Genomic DNA, 21,487 nt, shown 5'->3' with positions numbered 1-21,487 from the left:
GCGCCGCCGCCGTACGGACGACGCGCCGCCCCCGGTTGGGCCGTACGGGCCACCCGCGCCGCCCGGGAGCACCGGCGCGGACCGCCCCGGGTGGTACCCATGGGCCCCATGCCCTCCCGAACCCTCCTGCGGTGCCTGTGGGGCGCCGCCGCCCTGCTGCTCCCCGTCGCGGCCGCCGGCCCCACCCCCGTGGCCGCGTCCACCGGGCACACCGTCGAATACCGGGGCCTGCGCCTGGAACTCCCCGCGGACTGGCGGGTCGTCGACCTCGACCAGGACGCCGACGCCTGCGTCCGCCTGGACCTGCCCACGCTCTACCTCGGCCGCGCCGGCACCCAGGAGCGCTGCTCCGGCCGCCGGGCCGTCGCCCTCCGCGCCGACACCCTGCACCTCGAACCCCTCGTCGGCTCCCCACCGCGCGCCGACGTCCCGACCCTCCCCGTCGGGGCCGGGGACCCGCTGCCGCGCGCCGGGGCGGACAGCAACGAGCTGCGGTACGCCCTGCACGGCCCCGGGGTGATGGCCACGCTCTCGTACGGGACCGCGCCCGACACCGTACGCACCCTCCTCGCCCGGGCCGCCGGCGCGGACACGGCGCCCCCGGACCGGGCCGCGCCCCCGACGCTCCCCGAGGCGCCGCCCAAGTCGCGGAGCACCCAACAGCCCTTCAGGGGCGAGGGCTTCGACGCCTGCACCGCCCCCGCGCAGCGCACCATGGACACTTGGCGGGCGGCCTCCCCCTTCGGCGCCGTCGGCGTCTACATCGGCGGCCCCGCGCGCGCCTGCGCCCAATCCCGGCTCACCGCCGCGTGGGTGCGCAGGCAGGCCGAGGCGGGCTGGCACCTGATGCCGATCTGGGTCGGCCCGCAACCCTGGAGCCACCCCGTCACCGGCCTGTCCACCGACCCCTCCCGGGCCAACGACCAGGGCAGGGTCGCCGCGGACGGCGCCGCCGCCGCGGCCCGCTCCCTCGGCCTGGCCCCGGGCACCCTGCTCTACAACGACCTGGAGAGCTACAGCGACCGCGCCACCTGGGACGCGCCCGTCGTCGCCTACCTCACGGCCTGGACGGTACGCCTCCACGAGCTGGGCTACCGATCGGCGGCCTACGTCTCGTCGAGCTCCGGCGCCAAGGCCCTGAGCGCCCACCACCACCAGGCCCCGTACGCGATGCCGGAGGTGCTGTGGGTGGCCCAGTGGAACAGGGCGGCGTCCGTCACCGACACCGACATGGGCCTGCCCGCCCGCCGCGCCCTGTGGGCCGGACCGCGCCGCGCCCACCAGTTCCGGGGGGACCACGACGCCACGTACGGCGGCGTCACGCTCAACATCGACCGCAGCTGGCTCGACGTCGACCCGACGGCCCTGCCCCCGCTCCCGGCGCCGCTTCCGGCCCCGGGAGCGGCGCCTGGAAAGGCTCCGGGGAAGGCCTCGGGGAAGGCTCCGGGGAAGGCCTCGGGCACGACTCCGGGCACGGCTCCGCGCCGTTAGGCGACGCGGTCCCGGCCCGGCGCGGGTCCTACGCCCGCCCGTCGCCCGGCGCGCCCGGGTCCGGGTCCGCGCCCGCGCCCGGGTCCGCGCCCGCGTCCGGGTCCGCGTCCGGCACGACCTCGCGCGGCGGCTCGTCGTCGTTGCCCCGGCGCAGGGTGTGCAGCCCCCGCGCCGGGGTCCACGACCGGATGACCAGCTCGTCGCCGTCCACGTCGATCCGCACCACCTCCGTCACCTCGGCGTGGAAGAGGTGGAAGGGGTGCAGGGAGTCCGTCTCCTCCGCGTACCGGTGCAGCTCGGGCGGGTCCACGATCTCCACCGCCCGCCCCGAGATCCGCACGTCCCCGTCCGGCATGGAATCGTCCGCGCCGGGGTTGGCGTGCAAGGCGAAACGAGGGTCGCGCTGGAGGTCGCGGGCCTTCATCGACCCCGGCATCATGCCGAGCCACAGCTCCCCGCCCCGGATGTCCACGGTGAGGCCGGTGATCCGCGGAGACCCGTCCTTGCGGAGCGTGGCCAGGACGTGGTGCGGGTACCGCGCGAAGCGGGCCCGGACGGCCCCGGCGAACTCCGGTTCCGCCTTCTCGAACGCTGCCCAGTTGTTCGTCGTCATGCGTCCATCAAAGCGCGGCCCGCAGCCCCGCGGCCGATCCGGCGCGCACGACAGCTCAGCCGGGCTGCGCCCCGGTGCCCGGCGCGGGTGCGGCGGGGTTCCCGGAGCCCGTACGGGACTCCAGCCGCGCGAGGTCGGCCAGCATGGCGGTGGCGAGGTCGCGCTCGGAGGCGTAGTACCGCTCCGCCCACTTGAGGGTGAGCGCGGGATACGCCCAGGCCGGCCGCTCCTCGGCGGCCTCCGCGTCGGCGACGGCGCACCGGCGCATCCGCTCGGCGAACTCCCGGTGCCCGTCGACGATCTCCCGCATCTGCTGCGGCTCCAGCAGGTGCCCCAGCCACAGCCGCAGCATGGGCCCGTGCTTGAGGACCGGCGGGTCGACGGGCGTGCGCCGCGCCCACTCCCGCACGGCGGCCATGCCCTCGTCGGTGATGCGGTAGACGCGCTTGTCGCGGGTGCCGGTCTCCTGGGAGATCATCCGCGAGGTGGCGTAGCCGGCCTTCTCCAGGCGCTTGAGCTCGCTGTAGATCTGGCTGAAGGAAGGGCTCCAGTAGAAGAAGCCCAACGACCGGTCGGACCACTTCTTCAGGTCGTAGCCCGAGAGTTCCTCCCCGAAGGAGAGCAGCCCGAGGACGGCCCAGCTGGTCGCCGGGAGCGTGCGCCGGTCCGGCCCCTCCACGACCCCGTCCGCCGTCGCTCCCGCCGTCGCTCCCGCGGTCCGCCCGGTCTCTTGCCCCGTCTCTTGCCCAGTCTGTTCCGCCACGCAGCGCAGTCTACGACCGCTCCCGACGGGCCCTTCCCCCTCCCGGATATGACTGCTAGACATATTCCCCTTCGGCATAGTGCCGGAGTGGTGGGACGGAGGCGGACGTGATCTCCCTCGACGGAAAGGTCGTCGTCATCACCGGCGCCGGACGCGGCCAGGGCGCCGCCGAGGCCCGGCTGTGCGCGGAGGCCGGCGCCCGGGTCGTCGTCACCGACGTCCGCGAGGAGGAGGGCCGCGCGGTCGCCGCGTCCCTGGGCGCCCAGGGCCTCTTCGTACGACACGACGTGACGGAGGCGGCCGACTGGGCCGGCGTCGTACGCGAGGCCGTCGCCGCCTTCGGCACCGTCTCGGCGCTCGTCAACAACGCCGCCCTGTGGCGCACCGCCCACGTCGAGCGGCAGAGCGCGGAGGGCTTCGAGGAACTGCTGCGCGTCAACCTCCTCGGACCGTTCCTCGGGATCCAGGCCGTGAGCCCGGTGCTGCGCGCCGCCGGCGGGGGCTCCGTCGTCAACGTCTCCTCCACGGCCGGACTGGTCGGCATACCGGGCCACGCGGCCTACGGCTCCACCAAGTTCGCCCTGCGCGGGCTGACCCGGTCGGCGGCGTTGGACCTGGCCGGAGACGGGATCCGCGTCAACTCGGTGCACCCGGGAGCCATCGACACCCCGATGGTCGCCGGTGCGGTGGAGGGCCGCGACTGGTCCCACGTCCCCCTGGGGCGGATCGGCAGGCCCGGGGAGGTCGGGAACCTCGTGCTGTTCCTGTGCTCGGACGCCTCCTCGTACGTGACGGGCGCGGAATTCGCCGTGGACGGAGGCCTGACGGCCGGATGAGGGGACATCGGATGAGGGACGGCGACGTGGCGGACGGTGGCGCGGCGGACGGTGGCGCGGCGGGTGGCGACCCGATGGGCGGGCGTCGACCCCGGCAGGCGCTCGACGGCGGGGCGCTCTCGCCCGAGGCCCGCGCGCTGTGCGAGGCGATGGCGGCCGGCTTCCCCGGCCCCGGCGACGTGGCCGCCCTGCGCGCCGCGGCCGCGGCCGGACCCCGCCCACCGGGCCCCGAGGTGGCCCGCGTCCACGACACCCGCGCGGACGGCGTACCGGTACGGATCTACGACCCCGCCCCCGGAGCCGGCGGCGGGCGCCCCCTCGTCGTCTACCTCCACGGCGGCGGATGGGTCATGTGCGGGCTCGACACGCACGACGCCCTGTGCCGCGAACTCGCCGCCGGCTCGGGCGCGGTGGTCGTCTCCGCCGACTACCGCCTGGCCCCCGAGCACCCCTGGCCCGCCGCGACCGACGACGCCCTGGCCGTCCTGCTCTGGGCCCGCGCCGAAGCGGAGGCGCTGGGCTGCGACCCCGACCGGCTCGTGGTGGCGGGGGACTCCAGCGGAGGCAACCTGGCCGCCGTGACGGCGCTGCGCGCCCCCGGCCTGATCGCCGCCCAGCTCCTGGCGTACCCGGCACTGGACGCGTCGATGGGCTCCGAGTCCGTGACCACGTACGGACGGGACCACTTCCACACCGCCGCGCACATGGCCTGGTACTGGGACCAGTACGGAGGCGACCCCGCCCACCCGCACGTATCGCCGGCCCGCGCCCCGGACCTGTCGGGCCTGCCGCGCACCCTGATGCTCCTCGCGGACTGCGACCTGCTGCGCGACGAGGGCCTGGCCTACGGGCGCCGGCTGGCGGCGGCGGGCGTGGACTGCGAGGTCCGGCTCCACCCGGGCGTCTTCCACGGCTTCCTCGGCCTGCCCCTGCCGGCGGCCCGGGCGGCCCGCGCGGGGGCGGCGGCCTGGCTGGCGACGGTGCGGCCGACGCCCGGGGGAAGGGACGCGTGAGGCGGGGTGCCCGAGGCGGGAGGGGGGCGGGGCGGCCGGATTCGAACCGGCGTCATCCCCTGAGCAAGGGGTGCAACGACCTCTGTACCACGACCCCGCCCCTTGAGGGGGATCCTAGATCACCGGGCCCCTTCCCGGCATGATGTGTGCATGCCCGGATTCCTGCTGCGCCTCTGCCTGCTGCTCGCGGTGGAGGGCGCGGCCGCCCTGCTGCTCGGCGAGGCCGAAGCGCCCTGGATCCCCGTCCTGCTGGCGGTGTTCGTCCTCGGCTCGGCCATCCCGCACGGCACCCCGGCCGAACTCGGGGGCCGCTTCCTCATCGCGGCGGTGGCGGTGGGCGCGAGTCTCGCCGGCGCGGCGTCCTGGCAGGACCGCGCCGCCCCGGACGCCTGGCCCGCCCAGGCCGCGACGGCGATCCTGCTCCTGTTCCAGACCCTGGCCCTGCTACGGATCACGCGGGGGCGGGGGCGGGGGCGGGGGCGGGGGAGAGCCGGACGGGGTGCGGTGCGGCGGGGGTAGGGGCGGTGTGCCGTGGGGCGGGGTCGGGTGAGTGTCGGGGGTTTCCCGCCAGTCCACTGTCCTTCCGTGCCGGGTCGGTCCCTCAAGGGCGCTCACTTCGTTCGCGTCGCTTCGCGATGGCCTTCGGCCACCCTTGACCGACCGCCCCGTCCCGGAACGCCAAAGACTGTCGGGAACCCCCCGAAGGAACGGGAGGGGGATCCTTGCCCATACGGCCTTGTCATGGATGCGACGACTCTGACTCCGATGGAGGGAGGACCCGCCACCCGCACGACCACCCCAGCCCCCTCCTCCCACCCGGCAAGGCCGGTACCGGAGCGAGACGATGCCCAGAGCGCCTTGCGGAGCACCCAACGCCCCAGATCGCTACGCGCTCCTCGCATTTCGGCGTCTGCGGGCCGCCATGGGTTGGACATAGGCCGCCCACGATCGCTACGCGCTCCTCATGGATCGGCGACTGCCGGCCGTCTGGGGTGAGGGGAAGGGAAGAATGGGCGGATGACGACACGAGCACGTTCCTTCGATGCCGCTGCCGCGCACTATCAGGCCCACCGGCCCGCGTACCCAGCGGAGTTGTTCGACAGGGTCGAGGCGCTCGCGGGACGTTCACTGACCGGGGCGCGGGTGGCCGACGTGGGGGCCGGCACCGGGATCGCCACGGCGCTGATGCACGCGCGCGGGGCCGAGGTCGTGGCCGTGGAACCGGGAGACGGGATGGCCGCCGAGTTCCGCCGTCGGCACCCCGAGATCCCCCTCGTGCGCGGTGACGGGGACCGTCTGCCGCTCGCCTCCGACGCATTCGACCTGGTGACGTACGCCCAGGCGTGGCACTGGACGGATCCGATCAGGTCCGTCCCGGAGGTCCGCCGCGTCCTGCGCCCCGGCGGCACGCTCGCCCTGTGGTGGAACGATCTCGATACGACCGTCCCTTGGATCGCCGAGCAGGACGAAAGATTGCGTGAGTTCTTCGGGGCCACGGGGATCCCGTCCAGGGAATCCCTGGCCGGCCTGGACGTCACCACGCACGAGGTCCACTGGTCGCGTCGGATCACCCTCGACGACCACCTGGCCAACCACGCCAGCCACTCGGCCTTCCTCGTGCTCAAGGAGACCGTGACGGGTGACTTCCTGACCGCCGAGCGGGACCGCCTCCTGCGCCTCTTCCCGGACGGCATGATCGAGGAGCCCTACGTGGTCACCCTCCACACCGCCCGCCCGTCCTGAGGAATCCCTCGATCGCCCTTCCCCTCACCCCAGACGGCAGGTAGTCGCGAATCCATGAGGAGCGCGTAGCGGTCGTGGGCGGCCTATGTCCAACCCATGGTGGCCGGTGGTCGCCAATTCATGAGGAGCGCGTAGCGATCGTGGGCGGCCTGTGTCCGGCCCATGGCGGCCCGCAGACGCCGAAATGCGAGGAGCGCGTAGCGATCTGGGGCGTTGGGGGCATCGGAGTCACGGCCGTCTGATCTTCGGGCGGCCCGCATGTCCAAGGATCCCCCCTCCCGTTCCTTCGGGGGGTTCCCGACAGTCTTTGGCGTTCCGGGACGGGGCGGTCGGTCAAGGGTGGCCGAAGGCCATCGCGAAGCGACGCGAACGAAGTGAGCGCCCTTGAGGGACCGACCCGGCACGGAAGGACAGTGGACTGGCGGGAAACCCCCGACACTCACCCGACCCCGCCCCAGGAGACACCGCCCCCCACCCCCGACCGTAGGACCTCCGCCCGGCATGCGGTCGGGGTGCCCCACGCGTCGCGCAGGGGGCGGGCCTTGCGCAGCCAGAGGGACAGGTCGAGTTCCTCCGTGTAGCCGACCGCGCCGTGCAGTTGCAGGGCCGTCAGCGCGGCCGCGTACGCCGCCTCGCCGGCGGTGAGCTTCGCCGCGGCCACCTCGCCCGGGCGCGGCGACAGGGCCGCCGCCCACAGCAGGGGCCGCGCGAACTCCAGGGCCAGCAGGGTGTCCGCCAGGCGGTGCTTGACCGCCTGGAAGGCGCCGATCGGGGTGCCGAACTGGGTGCGCTGCTTCGTGTACTCCACCGTCCGGGCGAGCAGGGCCTCGCCCACGCCCAGGCACTGCGCCGCCGTCAGCAGCCGCGCCCAGCACAGGGCCGTCTCCGCCGCCCGCGTGACGTCCGGTCCCGCCGCGAGGAGTTCCCCGTTCCCGGGGTCGAGGGTCGACAGGCGTCGGGCCGGGTCGAGGGAGGCCAGCGGGGTGCCGGCCCCGTCCGCGAGGCGCAGTTCCCCCCGGGCCGACACCGTGAAGCGGTACGTCGCCGCGTCCGCGTCGAGGGCGTAGGGGGATCCGCCCGGCAGGGTCAGCGTCGCGGACGCCTCCCCGGCCACCAGGGCGGGCAGGTACCGCTTGGCGCAGCCGGTGTCGAGTCCCGCGAGCAGGACGCAGGCGGCGGCGGTCTCCACCGCCGGCCCCGCGAACCCGGCCCGCCCCAGTTCCACGAAGCCGAGGGCCGCCTCCACCGGCAGCGGGCCCAGCCCGCCGAGTTCCCCGTACGGTCCGTCCTCGGGTACGGCGAGGGCCCACAGGCCGGTGTCGGCGAGCCGGGCCCACAGGGCGCGTCCGGGGGCGTGGTCGCCGGCGACCCAGGCCCGTACCGTCGTCGGGACCTCGGCAGCGGCCAGCAGGGAGCGCAGGGCGCGGGTGAAGTCCGTCTGTTCGGGGGTCGGCAGGAAGCGCATCAGCGGCGGCCCTTCGGGAGGCCGAGCAGGCGCTCGGCGATGATGTCGCGCTGGATCTCGTTGGTGCCGGCGTAGATCGGTCCGGCGAGGGAGAACAGCCAGGGTTCGGCCCACGGGCCGTCCGCGAGTTCGGCGTCGGGGCCCAGCAGGTCGAGGGCCGTCTCGTGCAGGGCGATGTCGTACCGGGACCAGAACACCTTGTTCAGGCTGGATTCGGCGCCGATGGTCTCGCCGGCCGCGAAGCGGGAGGCGTTGGCCCAGGTGAACAGTTGGTAGGCGCGGGCGCCGATCATCGCGTCGGCGACGCCGGCGCCGGTCGCGGTGTCGCGGGTGTCGCGGGAGTCGCAGGGGTCGCCCTGGGCCCGCCACAGTCGTACGAGGCGTTCGGCGGCGGCGAGGAAGCGTCCGGGGGAGCGCAGGGTGAGGCCGCGTTCGTTGCCGGTGGTCGACATCGCGATCCGCCAGCCCTGGCCGGGCTCGCCGATGACGTCCTCGTCGGGGACGAAGACGCGGTCGAGGAAGAGTTCGGCGAAGGCGGGCTTGCCGTCGAGGCGGCCGATGGGTCGTACGGTCACCCCGGGCGCGCGCAGGTCGAACATCAGGTAGGTCAGGCCCTGGTGGGGTTTGGGTGCGTCGGGGTCGGTGCGGAAGATCCCGAAGGCGCGGTCGGCGAAGGCGGCGCGGGAGGACCAGGTCTTCTGGCCGGTCAGCAGCCAGCCGCCGTCGGTGCGCCGTGCGCGCGAGCGCAGCGAGGCGAGGTCGGAGCCGGCTTCGGGTTCGGACCAGGCCTGGGCCCAGACGACGTCGCCGCCGGCCATGGGGGGCAGGACGCGGGCCCGTTGTTCGGCGGTGGCGTGGTCGAAGAGGGTGGGGGCGAGGAGGTTGATGCCGTTCTGGGAGACCCGGCCGGGCGCTCCCGCCCGCCAGTACTCCTCCTCGAAGACGAGCCACCGTTCGAGGTCCGCGCCCCGGCCGCCGTACTCCGTCGGCCAGGAGACCACCGACCAGCGGTCGGCGTGCAGGCGTGCCTCCCATTCCCGGTGTGCGGCGAAGCCCTCGCGGGTCTCCAGGGAGGGGAGGGGGTCGGTGGGGACGTGGGTGCGGAGCCAGTCGCGCGCCTCGGCCCGGAAGGCCTCGACCTGCGGGGAGTGGGTGAGGTCCATGAGCGGTCCCGCCTCTTCCGTGACGCTTCCCTAACAAGTGTTTGGTAGGTTAACGTACGCCCACGAGCAGCGTCGAGGAGTGCGTATGAACGAGCCCCGCCCCGTGGCCGGCCACCGCCTGCTGGAGGACCGCACCGCCGTCATCACCGCCGCCGCCGGCGCCGGCATCGGCGGGGCCACCGCACGCCGCTTCCTGGAGGAGGGCGCCCGCGTCCTGATCGGCGACTCCCACGCCCGCCGCCTCAAGGAGACCGAGGCCGCGCTCGCCGAGAGGTTCGGCGCCGACCGCGTCGCCTCCCTGCCCTGCGACGTCACCGACGAGGACCAGGTGCGGGCCCTGTTCTCCCGCGCCGAGGAACTCCACGGCCGCCTCGACGTCGTCGTCAACAACGCCGGCCTCGGCGGCACCGCCGACCTCGTCGACATGACCGACGAACAGTGGGGACGCGTCCTCGACGTCACCCTGGGCGGCACCTTTCGCTGCACCCGCGCCGCGCTCCGCTCGCTCAAGGCCTCGGGGAGCGGCGGGGTCCTCGTCAACAACGCCTCCGTCGTCGGCTGGCGCGCCCAGACCGGCCAGGCCCACTACGCCGCCGCCAAGGCCGGGGTCATGGCCCTGACCCGCTGCGCGGCGCTGGAGGCCGCCGAGTTCGGCGTACGCGTCAACGCGGTCGCCCCCAGCCTGGCCATGCACCCGCACCTGGCGAAGGTCGCCGGCGAGGAACTCCTCGCCGAGCTCACCGCCCGCGAGGCCTTCGGCCGTCACGCCGAGCCCTGGGAGGTCGCCAACGTGATCGTCTTCCTCGCCTCGGGCTACTCGTCGTACATGACGGGCGAGACCGTCTCGGTCAGCAGCCAACGCGCCTAGGACCACAATGGGCGCGTGCCAACGAACAAGAAGCCGCAGGTGACCGCGGCCCCCGAGCGCCGGCGGGAACTCCTCGACACCGCCGCCGAGGTCTTCGCCGCCCAGGGCTACGACGCCACCACCGTCCGCAAGATCGCCGACGCCGCCGGCATGCTCGCCGGCAGCCTCTACTACCACTTCGATTCCAAGGAATCGATGCTCGACGAGATCCTCTCGGCGTTCCTGAACGAGCTGTGGGCGGGGTACGACACCGTCCTCGCCGCCGGCCTCGGCCCCCGGGAGACCATCGAGGCCCTCGTCACCGAATCCTTCCGGGAGATCGACCGGCACCGCGCCGCCGTCGCGATCTACCAGAAGGAGGCGCGCACCCTCTCCTCCCAGCCCCGTTTCCACTACCTCTCCGACTCGCAGCAGAAGTTCGAGAAGGCCTGGCTCGGGACCCTGGAGCGGGGCGTCGCCGCCCAGGTCTTCCGCGCCGACCTCGACATCCGACTGACCTACCGCTTCGTGCGCGACACGGTGTGGGTCGCGGCGTCCTGGTACCGGCCCGGCGGACACCACAGCCCCGAGGAGATCGCCCGCCAGTACCTGTCGATGGTCCTGGACGGGATCGCCGTACGCGCCACCTGAGCCGTACGCGCCACCTGACCAGCGAAGGAGTGGAGTCCCGATGCCCGAGGCCTACATAGTCGACGCGGTGCGCACCCCCGTGGGGCGGCGCGGGGGCGGCCTGTCCGCCGTCCACCCCGCCGACCTGGGAGCGCACGTACTGAAGGCGCTGGTGGAGCGCACCGGCATCGATCCGGCCGCCGTCGAGGACGTGGTCTTCGGCTGCCTCGACACCGTCGGGCCGCAGGCCGGGGACATCGCGCGCACCGCCTGGCTGGCGGCGGGCCTGCCCGAGGAGGTCCCGGGAGTGACCGTGGACCGCCAGTGCGGCTCCTCCCAGCAGGCCGTGCACTTCGCGGCGCAGGGCGTCCTCTCCGGCACCCAGGACCTGGTCGTCGCGGGCGGCACCCAGAACATGTCGATGATCCCGATCGCCTTCGCCTCCCGCCAGGCCGCCGAACCCCTCGGCCTCACCGAGGGCCCCTACGCCGGCTCGACGGGCTGGCGGGCCCGGTACGGCGACGCCCCCGTCAACCAGTTCCACGGCGCGCAGCTCATCGCCGAGAAGTGGGGCATCTCCCGCGAGGACATGGAGCGCTTCGCGCTGCGGTCCCACCGGCGGGCCGCGCGCGCCCTCGACGAGGGCCGCTTCGACCGCGAGACCGTCGCCTACGGGGACGTCCGCCTCGACGAGGGGCCCCGCCGGGACACCACCCTGGAGAAGATGGCCGCCCTGAGGCCGGTCGTCGAGGGCGGCACCATCACGGCGGCCGTCTCCTCCCAGGTCTCGGACGGGGCCGCGGCGATGCTGCTGGCCTCCGAGCGGGCCGTCGCCGAGCACGGGCTGACCCCGCGCGCCCGGATCCACCACCTGTCGGTGCGCGGCGAGGACCCGATCCGCATGCTGTCGGCGCCGATCCCCGCCACCGCCCACGCCCTGAAGAAGACCGGGCTGACCCTGTCCGACATCGACCTGGTCGAGATCAACGAGGCCTTCGCCCCGGTGGTCCTGGCCTGGCTGAAGGAGACCGGGGCGGACCCGGACCGGGTGAACGTCAACGGCGGCGCCATCGCCCTGGGCCACCCGCTGGGCGCGACGGGCGTGAAGCTGATGACCACCCTCCTGCACGAGCTGGAACGCACCGGGGGCCGCTACGGCCTCCAGACCATGTGCGAGGGCGGCGGCCAGGCCAACGTCACGATCATCGAGCGGCTCTGACCCCGCCGGCGCCGCCCTCGACCCGGGCCCGTGACACGGTCGTGGATCGAGGGCAGCGCCGCCGGGCAGAGGTGTGCTAGCTTTGGAGCGTTGCAGTTGTGGTACCCATGAACTTTATGTGCGCCTGACGGGAATGCTCCGACAGGCGCTTTAATTGTTTTTACCGGAATCTCCGGATGGGGCCCTTGCCGCCTATTCAGGAGATTCAAATGGCTAACGGTACCGTGAAGTGGTTCAACTCGGAAAAGGGCTTCGGCTTCATCGAGCAGGACGGTGGCGGCCCGGACGTCTTCGCCCACTACTCGAACATCGCCACCCAGGGCTTCCGTGAGCTGACCGAGGGTCAGCGCGTGACCTTCGACGTCACCCAGGGCCAGAAGGGCCCCCAGGCGGAGAACATCCTCCCCGCCTAATTTCTTCAGCATGCCGGGGTCCGCACCGCGAGGTGCGGGCCCCGGCTTGTCTGCTGTCTCGACCGTAGTTCGCACTTGCCGGTTTCAGGAGGGCTTTTTCCGCATGACCAGCTCCAGCTCCGCACGACCCAGCCGCCGCCCCACCCGGGGTCGAGGTGCGGCCCAGGGGCGTCCGAAGGCTGGCGCGGGACGGCAGAAGTCCGCCCCCGTTGCCCGGCCCCAAGAATTCACCATGCCCGAACCGCTGACCCCGGCCCTCCCGCCGGTGGCCGCGTTCGAGGACATGGACATGCCCGAGGCGCTGCTGAAGACCCTCGCCGACCAGGGCGTGACCGCACCCTTCCCCATCCAGGCCGCCACGCTGCCGAACTCCCTCGCCGGCCGTGACCTCCTCGGCCGCGGCCGCACCGGCTCCGGCAAGACGCTGGCCTTCGGCCTGGCGCTGCTCGCCCGCACCGCCGGCCTGCGCGCGCAGCCCAAGGCGCCGCTCGCGATGGTCCTCGTACCGACCCGTGAGCTCGCGCAGCAGGTCACCGACTCCCTGGCCCCGTACGCCACGGCCGTCAACCTGCGCATCGCCACCGTCGTCGGCGGCATGTCCATCAACCGGCAGTCGGGCGCGCTGCGCCGCGGCGCCGAGGTGCTCGTCGCCACCCCCGGCCGCCTCAAGGACCTCATCGACCGCGGTGACGCGGACCTCTCGCAGGTCGCCATCACCGTCCTCGACGAGGCCGACCAGATGACCGACATGGGCTTCATGCCGCAGGTCACCGCGCTGCTCAAGCAGGTCGCGCCGGGCGGCCAGACCATGCTCTTCTCGGCGACCCTCGACAAGAACATCGACAAGCTCGTCAAGATGTTCCTCACCGACCCGGTCGCCTTCTCCGTCGACCCGTCCGCCGGCGCGGTCAGCACGATGGAGCACCACGTCCTGTACGTCATGGACGAGACCGACAAGAAGGCCGTCGCCACGCGCATAGCCGCCCGCGACGGCCGGGTGATCATGTTCGTGGACACCAAGCGCGGGGTCGACCGCCTGGTCAAGAAGCTCCTCGCCGACGGCGTGCGCGCCTCCGGCCTGCACGGCGGACGCTCGCAGCCGCAGCGCAACCGCACCCTGGACTGGTTCAAGACGGGCGAGGTGACCGCGCTGATCGCCACGAACGTTGCCGCGCGCGGCATCCACATCGACGACCTCGACCTCGTCGTCAACATCGACCCGCCCACCGACCACAAGGACTACCTGCACCGCGGCGGCCGTACCGCCCGTGCCGGCGAGTCCGGCAGCGTGGTCACCCTGGTGCTGCCCGACCAGAAGCGGGACATGACCCGTCTGATGTCGGATGCCGGGATCACCCCGCGCACCGCGCAGATCAAGTCCTCCGACGAGGAACTGGCCCGCCTCACCGGCGCCAAGGAGCCCTCGGGCATCCCCGTGGTGCTGGAGGTGCCGCAGGCCACCCCGCCGAAGCCGCGCTCCGGTTCCGGTTCCGGTTCCTCGCGCCGCCGCTCCGGTGGTCCCCGTACCGGCTCCGCCACGGGCTCCGCCCCGGCGGGCGGCGGTCGCTCCCGCCGCTCCGGTTCCGCCGCCGGCGGCTCCGGTCAGGGCGCGGGCTCCCAGGGCCAGGCCCGTCGCGGCCAGGGCGGCCAGGGCGGTTCCGCCGCCGGCTCCGCGGGCCAGGGCCGGCGCACCACCGGCGGTGCCACCGGGGGCGGCGCCGCCGCGGCCTCGGCGCGCAGCCGGGTCGGCTCGGGCGGCCAGGGCCGCCGCAGGGCGGTCTGACCCCTCGGGGCGCACAACGTGAAGGGAAGGGCCGGGTCGCGCGTCACGCGCGGCCCGGCCCTTCGCCGTTCGGGGACCCGGCGACCGGATCGACGCCGTCGGGCCGGCTAGCGGACCATCTTCTCCTGGAGCTTCGCCAACGTCCGCAGGTCCAGGCCGAGTCCGTCGGTCAGGTAGCCGTAGAAGCCGCCGTAGTCCGCCTCCATGCGCTGCGTCGCCGCGTCCAGGTAGTCCTGCCGGACCTCCTGGAGCGGGATCAGCAGGTCCGGGTTCTGCATCCGCCCCGACTGCTTGAGACCCGCCCGCACCTGGGCGTCGTACGCCCCCCGGAAGGTGTTCGAGGCGAGGTAGTCGCCCTCGGCGCTCGACTGCGGCACGCCCAGCGCCCGCAGCAGGACGTAACTCATCCAGCCCGTACGGTCCTTGCCCGACGTGCAGTGGTACAGCAGCGGACCCTGCCGACCGTCGGCCACCTCCCGCAGGGTCGTCGCGAACTGCGCCCGGTTCGCGGGATCGGTCACGAACGTGCGGTAGATGTCGCGCATGTACGCCTCGGCGCGCCCGCCCCCGAGCATCTGCTCCTGCTTGACGGGATCGCCGCTGGAGATCGCGCCGACCAGGGTCCCGTACAGGCCGAGGTCGCTGATCGAGCGGGAGGTGGGGGTGAGCCCCGGGGGCAGCCGGTCGGCGCCGTCGTACTGGAGCTCCATCGGGATGCGGAAGTCGACGACCTTCCTGAGGCCGAGACCGGAGACGGTGGTGATGTCCGCCGCGGTCAACTTCGACAGCGCGTCCGAGCGGTAGACCAGGCCCTCGCGGACCCGGTCGCCGGAGTAGGTGCGGTAGCCGCCGATGTCACGGACGTTGACGGCACCCTGGAGGGGGATCTGACGGATCGTCCCCGCCCACGGGTGGGCGACGGGGGCGGCCGCGGGAGCCGGCGCCGCGTGGGCACCGGCGGCGGGCAGGATCCCGGCGAGGAGGGCGGCGGCGGCCGCCGCGATCGCCAGGCGGGTTCGGGCACGGCTCATGGGGGCGACTCCTGTGACGGAGAAGGGGGATCACCCTGGTGGTGGCAGGGTGCCGAGCGGATGCCGGTCGTCCGACGGGTGCGGGGCGTGCAGACGGTCGAGCACGGTGAACGCCTCGGCCATGACGCGGTCGACGAGTTCCGCGCAGGACGGCAGATCCTCGATCACCCCCGCGACCTGGCCCGATGCCATGACGCCGAGGTCCGTACGGCCCTCGACCATGGACGCCTTCAGGAGCATGGGGGTGTTCGCGGCCAGCAGGACCTGGCTCCAGGACAGGTCCTTGCCGTGTCTCATCGCGAGGCCGTCGCGCACCATCCGCGACCAGGACAGCCCCGAAAGCCGCCTGAAGGCGGCCGCGTGCCGCACGGCCCGCGCGAGCGCCCGGGCCCGGCCCGACCGCTCCAGCGCCTCGACCAGCTCGGTGCGCAGCATCCGGTGCGGCAGGCCGTCGACGGCCGTGGTGACGGTGACGTCCTTGACCGTGGCCTTCAGGTACTCGGCCTTGACGGCGTCCGGGACGGTCGAGTCGCGGGTCAGCAGGAAGCGGGTGCCCATGGCGATGCCCGCGGCCCCGTACGCCAGGGCCGCGACCAGGCCCCGGCCGTCGTGGAAGCCGCCCGCGGCCACCACCGGGATGTCGACGGCGTCGACCACCTGCGGCAGCAGCACGCTCGTGGCCACCTCCCCGGTGTGCCCGCCGCCCTCGCCGCCCTGCACGATCACCGCGTCGGCGCCCCAGGCCGCGACCTTCTCGGCGTGCCGACGCGCCCCCACGGAGGGGATCACGACGACGCCCGCGTCCTTCAGGCGCGCGATCAGCTCCCGCGACGGCGCCAGGGCGAACGAGGCGACCCGCACCTCCTCCTCGATGATCAGCCGCACCCGGTCGGCCGCGTCCCCGGCGTCCGCCCGCAGGTTCACCCCGAACGGGGCGTCCGTACGGGAACGGACCTCGCGCACCGCCGCCCGCAGCTCGTCGAGGCCCATCGTCGCCGAGGCCAGGACGCCCAGCGCCCCCGCGTTCGCCGCGGCCGACACCAGGCGGGGGCCGGCCACCCAGCCCATGCCCGTCTGCACGATCGGATGACGGACCCCGGTCAGCCGCGTGAACGCCGTCTCCCACACCGCGTCCACGCCCCTCAGCCCCGCACTTCGCGTTCGCGCAGGCCCTCGGGGTCGATGACCTCGCGGATCAGCCGCAGCTCCACCGCCGACGGCTCGCGGGTGGCGGGCACCTCCTCGGGGACGGACAGTTCGAAGCCGGTCTCCTCCCGCACCCGCTCGAGGGTGACCCCCGGGTGCAGGGAGGCCAGGCGCATCGTGCGGCCCGGGCCGCCGAAGTCGAAGACCCCCAGGTCGCTGACCACGCGCGGCAGGCGGTGGAAGCGGGTCACCCCGGCCGCCTCGGCCCGGTCGTGACCCACCCCGCTGACCATGTCGACGCGCTCCACGAACACCCGCCGCGAATGCCGCGGGATCCAGTAGCTCACCGGATTGTTCAGCGTGTTGACGGGGGCGCCGCGCACGCCCAGGAGCTGGCGGGCGGGCCGCTCCCAGTCGCCGACGCAGGAGATGTTCTGGTTTCCGTACCGGTCGATCTGGGAGGCGCCCATCATCACGTGGCGCCGCCCCCCGGTGACCATCGTCAGGTGCCGCCGGTAGGGCAGCCAGCCCTCGACCGTGCCGTCCAGCCCGACGATGAGGGCCTCGCCGTCGGTGAGCAGCAGGTCGGGGGAGAAGGTCCGCTTGGCGAGCCGGGCCCCGAAGGAGGGGATCGGACCCATCGGACTGGCGAGGACCTCGCCGTTGTCGCGCCAGGCCTCCGCGCAGGCGATCACGCAGTACTCGGCGCGGGTGATGGCGGTCGCTGTGCTCACGGCTGCTGCTCCTCGTGCCAGGTCCGGACGGCGCGCTGGTAGGCGTGTTCGCTGCCGCCGGAGAGGAAGCGGGCGGCGAACTCGGCCCAGGGGGTGGTCGCGTAGAGCTTCTGGAAGGCCTCGTCGCGGCCGTAGTCGGGGGCGCAGGAGGTGAAGTGCGCGCCGTGGGGGGTCTCCACCACCCCGGTGACCGAGTGGCGGCTGACCAGGAGGGACTGCGGGGGGCCGGCCTTGGCGAGTTCGGCGGTCTCGACGAGCTGCTCGCAGGAGACGTAGGCGGTGTCGGCGGCCTCGCAGAACAGGTCGTCGAAGTACGGGTCCGGGCCGAGGTACTGGCCGTTGCCCAGCCGGTCGGCGCGGTTGAGGTGGACCAGGGCCGCGTCCATGCGCAGGGCGGGGACGGCGACGAACTCCTCGCCGTCGGCGTAGGGGGAGGTGACGGTGCGCAGTTCGGGGTTGACGCGCATCACGTCGGAGCCCAGGCCCGCCCGGACGGGCAGGAACGGCAGCCGGTTCGCGGCGGCGTGCAGGCCCCACATGAACATGGCCTCGTCGTACTCGGTCAGCGCCAGGGAGCCGTTCTCGCGGGCGGCCCGGAAGTGGGGCTCCAGGGGGATGGAGTCGAGGGTGGCGAAGGGGGCCACGAGCCGGCGGATCCGGCCGGCGGCGGCGAGGAGCCCGACGTCGGGGCCGCCGTACGCGATCACGGTCAGATCGGTGATCTCGGACCGGAGCAGCGCTCTGACCAGGGCCATCGGCTTGCGCCGGGAGCCCCAGCCGCCGATGCCGAGGGTCATGCCGCTGCGCAGCCGTGCGACGACCTCGTCGGGGGTCATGGTCTTGTCGGTCACGGGCGCGTCTCCTTGCCGAAGGTGTCGCGGACCCGGTCGGCGATTCCGCTGAGGTTGGCCTCGAAGGTGAAGCCCTGTTCGAAGCGGTAGGAGCGGCGTACGTCGACGGGGTCGATGCCGTTGATGGCGGCCTTGGCCATGCGGATCAGCCGGCCGTCCTTGCGGGCGATCTCGGCGGCGAGCTCCAGGGCGGCCGCCTCCAGTTCCGCGCGCGGGACCACCTTCCACACGGAGCCGTGCGCGTGCAGTTCGGCGGCGTCGACGGTGCGGGAGGTGTAGTAGAGGACGCGCATCAGGTGCGGGGGGACCAGCCGGGACAGGTGGGTGGCCGCGCCGAGGGCGCCGCGGTCCAGTTCGGGCAGGCCGAAGACGGCGTCGTCGGAGGCGACGATCGCGTCGGCGTTGCCGGCCAGGCCGATCCCGCCGCCCAGGCAGAAGCCGTTCACGGCGGCGACGACGGGGACCGCGCAGTCGTAGACGGCCGCGAAGGCCTCGGCGCAGCCGTGGTTGGCGCCGATCAGGGCCTCGTGGCCGGCGTCGCGCTGCATCTCCTTGATGTCGACCCCGGCGTTGAAGCCGCGGCCCTCGGCGTCGAGCACCACGCAGCGGACCTCGGGGTCGCGGCCGGCGGCGCGCAGGGCGTCGGCCAGTTCGTACCAGCCCCGCACGGGAAGGGCGTTGACGGGCGGGAAATCGACGGTGACGCGTGCGATGCCCTTGTCCGGGCGGGAGGTGGAGACACCCATGAGAGGATCAGCTACCTTTCCACCAAACATTTGTTAGGTGAGGAAGGTAGCAGCCGATGGAGCTCAACGGGAGGGTTGTCGTCGTCACCGGTGGAACCCGGGGCGTGGGGGCCGGGATCGCCCGCTCGTTCCTCGCGGCGGGCGCGCACGTGGTCGTCTGCGCCCGCCGCCCGGGAGCCGAGCCGGTCGCCGCCGCCGGCCGGGAGGCCGAGTTCACGGCCGTCGACCTGCGCGACCCGGACGCGGTCGACGCGTTCTTCGCGGACGTCGTCGCACGCCTGGGACGCCTCGACTGCCTGGTCAACAACGCGGGCGGCACCCCGTACGGGCTGCTGGCCGAGGGCGAGGGCCGCCGGCACGCCCGGATCGTCGAACTGAACCTGCTGGCCCCCATGACCGCCGCGCTGGCCGCGTACCCCCACCTGCGGGCGGTGCGCGGCTCGGTGGTCATGATCGGCAGCGTCAGCGGAACCCGCCCCTCGCCCGGCACCGCCGCCTACGGGGCGGCGAAGGCGGGACTGGAGAACCTGGCCCGCTCGATGGCGGTCGAGTGGGCCCCGGAGGTCCGGGTGAACACGCTCGTGCCGGGCATGGTGCGCACCGAATCGGCGTACCTGCACTACGGGGACGAGGCCGGGGTGGCGGCGGTCGCCGGCACCGTCCCGCTGGGACGGCTGGCCGAGCCCTCGGACGTGGGCGGGGCGGCGGTCTTCCTGGCCTCCGACCGGGCGGCCTACGTGAGCGGGGCGAGCCTGCTCGTCCACGGGGGCGGCGAGCGCCCGGCGTTTTTGGATGCGGCGACGGTCAACAAGGAGGCCTGAGATGGAACACGCGGCGGGTACGGGTGTGGCGGCGGGTGCGGCTACGGCGGCGGGTGCGGACGGGGGCGGCCTCGCCGAGGGGCGGGTCGTCGTCGTGACGGGCGCCGGGCGGGGGCTGGGCCGGGCCCACGCGTTGGCGTTCGCCGCGCAGGGCGCGCGGGTCGTCGTCAACGACCTCGGCGTGGGCCTCGACGGGCGCCCGGAGGTCGACGGTCCGGCCGCGCTCGTGGTCGAGGAGATCCGGGCGGCGGGCGGGCGGGCCGTGGCGCACGGCGGGGACGTCGCGACGGCCGCGGGCGCCGCCTCGCTGGTGGACCACGCCCTGTCCGCGTTCGGCCGGCTGGACACCCTCGTCAACAACGCCGGCTTCCTGCGCGACCGGATGCTGGTCAACCTCGACGAGGACGACTGGGACGCCGTCATGCGCGTCCACCTCAAGGGCCACTTCCTGCCGCTGAAGTACGCGGCGGCCTGGTGGCGGGCCGAGTCGAAGGCCGGTCGGCGGGTGGCGGCCCGGGTGGTCAACACCTCGTCGGGCGCCGGACTGCTCGGCTCGGTCGGGCAGGGCAACTACAGCGCGGCCAAGGCCGGCATCCTCGGGCTGACCGCGGTCGCGGCCGCCGAGATGGGCCCCTACGGGGTGCAGGTCAACGCCGTCGCCCCGGCGGCCCGGACCCGCATGACGCAGGAGACCTTCGCCGCGTCGATGGCGGCCCCGGCCGACGGAGCCTTCGACGCCATGGCCCCGGAGAACGTCTCCCCGCTGGTGGTGTGGCTGGGCTCCGACGCCTCGGCGGGGGTCACCGGCCGGGTCTTCGAGGCCGAGGGCGGTCGCATCACCGTCATGGAGGGCTGGCGGCCGGGCCCCACCGCCGACCGGGGTGCCCGATGGACCCCGGCCGAGGCGGGCGAGGCCGCGGCCGGGCTCCTCGCGCGGTCCGATCGACCGCTGCCGGTCTACGGGGCGCGCTGAGACGCCCCGCGCGCGGGGTGCGGCGGGCGGGGTGCGGCGGGCGGGGGCCCGAGGGGTGGGCCTCAGCAGCCCACGGACCAGGTGTGGGAGCTGCCGCGGTCGTTGGCGTTCGCGTTGTGGCCGACCTCCTGCCCGGGGGCCAGGCAGATGGTGACGGCCCCGATCAGACCCCGGCCGTCGTACACCTTGACGTGGTCGGGGACGCCGGGGCCGGAGGTGCCGTGATTGGCCCACGAGGAGTCGTAGTTGGAGATGTTCCCCTCCCACCAGCGGTCGTCCCCGCTCTGCTCGATCTTCAGGCCCTCGAAGTTGGCGTCCGTCCAGACGCAGAAGTAGCCGGTGCGGCAGTCGGCCGCCTCGGCGACCGCCGAGCCGGCCAGGACGGTGCCGGCGCCGAACAGGGCGGCGGCGAGAGCGGTGGTCAGTCGCTTCATGCGGGTGGTTCTCCCATCGGGTGGTGCGATCGGTGCGCTCGGTCGAGCAGGGCGGTGGCTTCGGAGAGGGCGCGGGCGCGCAGGCGCCGCCACTCGGCGATCTCGGCGCGGTGGCGCGCACGGACCCGTTCGAGGTCGCTGTGGGTGTGCGCGGCCTCGGGGCCGAGGTTGTTGACGACCACCGAGGTGCGGAACCAGCGGCCCTGGTCGCCGTAGAGGCGGCGCTGGGCGGCGGCCAGGCAGCCGTCGGTGTGGGCGCGTACGACGTGGCCCGTCGGCAGGGAGATGGACAGTTCGGCCGGTCCCGTACCGAACAGGGCCTCGCTGACGCGCCGTTGCTCACGCTCGTCGGCCGCCCCCGCGGCCGGCCCGGGACGGGGCGGGGGTCCGGGACGGGGCGGGGTCAGGCCCCGGCGGGTGAGACAGGCGTCGGTGAGGTGCCGGGTGGCGGCCTTGACCACCTCGTCCGCCGGGTCCGGCTTCCCGCCCGCGCCGGCCTCACCGGCGGTACGGGAACCACCGGTACCGGCGGCACCACCGGCACCGGGTGGATCCTGGCGACCGCTGCGATCCGGCCCGGCGGAGTGCTCGGAGTGCTCGGAGTGCGCGGAGCGGTCGGCCGCGCCGTGCGGGGCGGCGGTCGGTCGCGCGGCGTCGGCGCAGCCGGCCAGCAGCCAGCAGGTCAGGGCCGACGCGGCCGCGAGGGGCAGTGCGGTGACTCGCGTACGGAAGCGCATGCGGGGATCGGGGATTCCTGGTGGTGGGGGGCGTG

Annotated in this window: 23 protein-coding genes and 1 tRNA gene; 12 read left to right on the top strand and 12 right to left on the bottom strand. The window is 74.1% G+C overall.

The features are described from left to right. Positions 1-108: 108 nt before the first annotated feature. A complete protein-coding gene (locus ACZ6ZI_RS00755; RefSeq protein ID WP_469514039.1) occupies positions 109-1,491 on the top strand; it encodes a DUF1906 domain-containing protein in 1,383 nt (460 codons plus the stop codon). Positions 1,492-1,519: 28 nt separating this feature from the next. On the opposite strand, the gene ACZ6ZI_RS00750 is transcribed toward ACZ6ZI_RS00755, so the two are convergent. Both ACZ6ZI_RS00750 and ACZ6ZI_RS00745 read right to left on the bottom strand, forming a co-directional pair. Next, entirely contained in the window at positions 1,520-2,104 is a 585-nt protein-coding gene (locus ACZ6ZI_RS00750; RefSeq protein WP_469514037.1) for a pyridoxamine 5'-phosphate oxidase family protein, read from the bottom strand. Between the two features lie 55 nt (positions 2,105-2,159). Beyond that, on the bottom strand, positions 2,160-2,876 hold the full coding sequence (locus ACZ6ZI_RS00745; protein WP_469515746.1) for a PadR family transcriptional regulator: 717 nt from the start codon (positions 2,874-2,876) through the stop codon (positions 2,160-2,162). A 98-nt stretch (positions 2,877-2,974) separates the two neighbouring features. Between ACZ6ZI_RS00745 and ACZ6ZI_RS00740 the strand changes: the two genes are divergently transcribed. Continuing rightward, complete coding sequence (locus ACZ6ZI_RS00740; protein WP_363062022.1) at positions 2,975-3,703, top strand: SDR family NAD(P)-dependent oxidoreductase; 729 nt, start codon at positions 2,975-2,977, stop codon at positions 3,701-3,703. Positions 3,704-3,714: 11 nt separating this feature from the next. Beyond that, the gene (locus tag ACZ6ZI_RS00735) at positions 3,715-4,716 is read left to right on the top strand and encodes an alpha/beta hydrolase (protein WP_469514032.1); all 1,002 of its coding nucleotides are present in this window, start codon (positions 3,715-3,717) and stop codon (positions 4,714-4,716) included. Positions 4,717-4,741: 25 nt separating this feature from the next. Here the strand turns inward: ACZ6ZI_RS00735 and ACZ6ZI_RS00730 are convergent. Further along, a tRNA-Ser gene (locus tag ACZ6ZI_RS00730) sits at positions 4,742-4,815 on the bottom strand. Between the two features lie 51 nt (positions 4,816-4,866). Here ACZ6ZI_RS00730 and ACZ6ZI_RS00725 point away from each other — a divergent pair. Both ACZ6ZI_RS00725 and ACZ6ZI_RS00720 read left to right on the top strand, forming a co-directional pair. Then, complete coding sequence (locus ACZ6ZI_RS00725; RefSeq protein ID WP_469514029.1) at positions 4,867-5,235, top strand: hypothetical protein; 369 nt, start codon at positions 4,867-4,869, stop codon at positions 5,233-5,235. 498 nt (positions 5,236-5,733) lie between these two features. Beyond that, entirely contained in the window at positions 5,734-6,459 is a 726-nt protein-coding gene (locus ACZ6ZI_RS00720) for a class I SAM-dependent methyltransferase (protein ID WP_469514026.1), read from the top strand. Between the two features lie 439 nt (positions 6,460-6,898). On the opposite strand, the gene ACZ6ZI_RS00715 is transcribed toward ACZ6ZI_RS00720, so the two are convergent. Both ACZ6ZI_RS00715 and ACZ6ZI_RS00710 read right to left on the bottom strand, forming a co-directional pair. Further along, the gene (locus ACZ6ZI_RS00715) at positions 6,899-7,924 is read right to left on the bottom strand and encodes an acyl-CoA dehydrogenase family protein (RefSeq protein ID WP_469514022.1); all 1,026 of its coding nucleotides are present in this window, start codon (positions 7,922-7,924) and stop codon (positions 6,899-6,901) included. Then, positions 7,924-9,087, bottom strand: a complete 1,164-nt coding sequence (locus ACZ6ZI_RS00710; RefSeq protein WP_469514020.1) for an acyl-CoA dehydrogenase family protein — start codon at positions 9,085-9,087, stop codon at positions 7,924-7,926. Before ACZ6ZI_RS00710 ends, ACZ6ZI_RS00715 begins: the two co-directional genes overlap by 1 nt. A gap of 85 nt (positions 9,088-9,172) precedes the next feature. On the opposite strand from ACZ6ZI_RS00710, the gene ACZ6ZI_RS00705 reads away from it, so the two are divergent. The 5 genes from ACZ6ZI_RS00705 to ACZ6ZI_RS00685 all read left to right on the top strand — a co-directional run bounded on the left by ACZ6ZI_RS00705 (position 9,173) and on the right by ACZ6ZI_RS00685 (position 13,979). After that, on the top strand, positions 9,173-9,955 hold the full coding sequence (locus ACZ6ZI_RS00705) for an SDR family oxidoreductase (protein WP_469514017.1): 783 nt from the start codon (positions 9,173-9,175) through the stop codon (positions 9,953-9,955). 15 nt (positions 9,956-9,970) lie between these two features. Further along, positions 9,971-10,585: a TetR/AcrR family transcriptional regulator gene (locus ACZ6ZI_RS00700; RefSeq protein ID WP_469514013.1), complete on the top strand. Its 615-nt coding sequence runs from the start codon at positions 9,971-9,973 to the stop codon at positions 10,583-10,585. A gap of 40 nt (positions 10,586-10,625) precedes the next feature. Beyond that, positions 10,626-11,783: an acetyl-CoA C-acetyltransferase gene (locus ACZ6ZI_RS00695; protein WP_469514010.1), complete on the top strand. Its 1,158-nt coding sequence runs from the start codon at positions 10,626-10,628 to the stop codon at positions 11,781-11,783. 209 nt (positions 11,784-11,992) lie between these two features. After that, positions 11,993-12,196, top strand: coding sequence for a cold-shock protein (locus tag ACZ6ZI_RS00690; protein WP_007263537.1), 204 nt, complete (start codon positions 11,993-11,995; stop codon positions 12,194-12,196). Between the two features lie 103 nt (positions 12,197-12,299). Next, positions 12,300-13,979 (top strand): DEAD/DEAH box helicase, encoded by a 1,680-nt coding sequence (locus ACZ6ZI_RS00685; protein WP_469514007.1) that lies wholly within the window; start codon positions 12,300-12,302, stop codon positions 13,977-13,979. Between the two features lie 107 nt (positions 13,980-14,086). On the opposite strand, the gene ACZ6ZI_RS00680 is transcribed toward ACZ6ZI_RS00685, so the two are convergent. The 5 genes from ACZ6ZI_RS00680 to ACZ6ZI_RS00660 form a co-directional block, all read right to left on the bottom strand. Beyond that, the gene (locus ACZ6ZI_RS00680) at positions 14,087-15,010 is read right to left on the bottom strand and encodes a tyrosine-protein phosphatase (protein WP_469514004.1); all 924 of its coding nucleotides are present in this window, start codon (positions 15,008-15,010) and stop codon (positions 14,087-14,089) included. 30 nt (positions 15,011-15,040) lie between these two features. After that, on the bottom strand, positions 15,041-16,078 hold the full coding sequence (locus tag ACZ6ZI_RS00675; protein ID WP_469515743.1) for an NAD(P)H-dependent flavin oxidoreductase: 1,038 nt from the start codon (positions 16,076-16,078) through the stop codon (positions 15,041-15,043). A gap of 74 nt (positions 16,079-16,152) precedes the next feature. Continuing rightward, the gene (locus ACZ6ZI_RS00670) at positions 16,153-16,890 is read right to left on the bottom strand and encodes a CoA-transferase subunit beta (RefSeq protein WP_469514001.1); all 738 of its coding nucleotides are present in this window, start codon (positions 16,888-16,890) and stop codon (positions 16,153-16,155) included. Further along, entirely contained in the window at positions 16,887-17,741 is an 855-nt protein-coding gene (locus tag ACZ6ZI_RS00665; RefSeq protein WP_469514000.1) for a CoA transferase subunit A, read from the bottom strand. Before ACZ6ZI_RS00665 ends, ACZ6ZI_RS00670 begins: the two co-directional genes overlap by 4 nt. Further along, on the bottom strand, positions 17,738-18,487 hold the full coding sequence (locus ACZ6ZI_RS00660; protein ID WP_469513998.1) for an enoyl-CoA hydratase family protein: 750 nt from the start codon (positions 18,485-18,487) through the stop codon (positions 17,738-17,740). Before ACZ6ZI_RS00660 ends, ACZ6ZI_RS00665 begins: the two co-directional genes overlap by 4 nt. Before the next feature lie 56 nt (positions 18,488-18,543). On the opposite strand from ACZ6ZI_RS00660, the gene ACZ6ZI_RS00655 reads away from it, so the two are divergent. Together ACZ6ZI_RS00655 and ACZ6ZI_RS00650 are read left to right on the top strand one after the other, a co-directional pair. Next, the gene (locus ACZ6ZI_RS00655) at positions 18,544-19,308 is read left to right on the top strand and encodes an SDR family oxidoreductase (protein WP_469513995.1); all 765 of its coding nucleotides are present in this window, start codon (positions 18,544-18,546) and stop codon (positions 19,306-19,308) included. 1 nt (position 19,309) lies between these two features. After that, positions 19,310-20,281: an SDR family oxidoreductase gene (locus ACZ6ZI_RS00650; RefSeq protein ID WP_469513992.1), complete on the top strand. Its 972-nt coding sequence runs from the start codon at positions 19,310-19,312 to the stop codon at positions 20,279-20,281. A gap of 62 nt (positions 20,282-20,343) precedes the next feature. On the opposite strand, the gene ACZ6ZI_RS00645 is transcribed toward ACZ6ZI_RS00650, so the two are convergent. Both ACZ6ZI_RS00645 and ACZ6ZI_RS00640 read right to left on the bottom strand, forming a co-directional pair. Next, on the bottom strand, positions 20,344-20,715 hold the full coding sequence (locus ACZ6ZI_RS00645) for a peptidase inhibitor family I36 protein (protein ID WP_469513990.1): 372 nt from the start codon (positions 20,713-20,715) through the stop codon (positions 20,344-20,346). Then, positions 20,712-21,452, bottom strand: a complete 741-nt coding sequence (locus ACZ6ZI_RS00640) for a hypothetical protein (RefSeq protein ID WP_469513987.1) — start codon at positions 21,450-21,452, stop codon at positions 20,712-20,714. Before ACZ6ZI_RS00640 ends, ACZ6ZI_RS00645 begins: the two co-directional genes overlap by 4 nt. Positions 21,453-21,487 lie beyond the last annotated feature (35 nt).

This window comes from Streptomyces sp. NPDC103540 (genome assembly GCF_055584445.1).
This window is presented reverse-complemented; position numbering and strand designations above follow the sequence as displayed.